1 protein-coding gene is annotated in these 1,233 nt (G+C 47.0%); it reads left to right on the top strand.

Going from position 1 to position 1,233, the window contains the following annotated elements; genetic code table 11:
• Positions 1–62: 62 nt before the first annotated feature.
• A protein-coding gene (locus GEV47_RS19255; RefSeq protein WP_407646295.1) for an IS3 family transposase occupies positions 63–1,204 on the top strand; the annotation gives its coding sequence in 2 pieces (ribosomal slippage) (positions 63–315 and positions 315–1,204; 1,143 coding nt in all).
• The last annotated feature ends 29 nt before the right edge of the window (positions 1,205–1,233 follow it).

The following is a 1,233-nucleotide window of genomic DNA, read 5'->3' as shown; positions in this document are numbered from 1 at the left end:
TCTGGACTTCCCCTAATTCAGTAGACATTTAATAATGTCGAAACTGAAAAGAGGAACGAGCAATGGGAAACAACCGATACACAGCAGAATTTAAAGCTGAAGCAATCAAACAGATCACCGAACGTGGTCATGGCGTAGTCGAGGTATCCAAGCGGCTAGGGATCTCCGATAAAAGCCTTTATTTATGGCTCAAACAAAGCCGCGGCAAGAGCAATCCAGCCGTGCAAGAAGATGCTGTTGCTCTTAAATTGGAAGTAACACGCTTGAAGGCGGAACTGAAACGCGCTACTGAAGAACGCGATATTTTAAAAAAGGCCGCCGCGTACTTTGCCAGACAGTCAGAGTGAAGTACGCTTTTATTGATGCGCATCGTCAGCTATTTCGTTTAATCAGCATGTGCCGTGTACTGAAGGTGCATCGCAGTGGCTACTACGCCTGGAAGCAAAATCCCTTATCTAGGCGTGCCGTGGAAGATGCGCATTTACTAGTCGAAATCAAACGTTCATTCGATGACAGTGATCGTATTTATGGTAGCCCTCGCGTGCATTGCGACTTACGTGAAGCTGGGGTGGTATGCGGCCTAAATCGTGTTGCACGCATCATGCGTTGCGCACAGTTGAAATCGGTGCGAGGTTATCGCAAGCCACGCTTCAAAGCGGGTAAGCCAGCGATAGTGGCGCCGAACCGTTTGCAGCAACAGTTCAGCGTCGCTCAAGCTGATACAACCTGGGTCACGGATATTACCTACGTCAGAACGTATGAAGGATGGCTATATGTTGCCGTAGTCATCGACCTTTACTCACGGACTGTAGTGGGTTGGTCGATGAAGCCGAATATGATGACTGACATCGTATTGGATGCCTTAATGATGGCCAAGTGGCGTCGAAGACCCAAGCAGCCTGTCATTATTCATTCGGATCAAGGTAGTCAATTCGGTAGTGATGACTTTGCACGCTGGTGCAAAGACAATCAGCTTGTTCCTAGCATGAGCCGCAGAGGCAATTGCTATGACAATGCGGTCGCAGAATCATTTTTTAGCAGCTTGAAGAAGGAGCGTATCCAACGAAAAATCTATCGGACGCGTGATGAAGCAAAATCAGATATTTTTGATTACATCGAATCATTCTACAATTGCAAACGCCGTCATAGCCATATAGGTCAAGTCAGTCCTATGACTTTCGAAAAGTTACATCGCGGAAGTTGAAAAACGTCTACAGAATTGGGGGAGGTCCA

It is taken from the genome of Glaciimonas soli (assembly GCF_009497155.1).
GTDB lineage: Bacteria > Pseudomonadota > Gammaproteobacteria > Burkholderiales > Burkholderiaceae_D > Glaciimonas > Glaciimonas soli.
The sequence above is the reverse complement of the archived record's forward strand: the minus strand, read 5'-3'. Positions and strand labels throughout refer to the sequence as shown.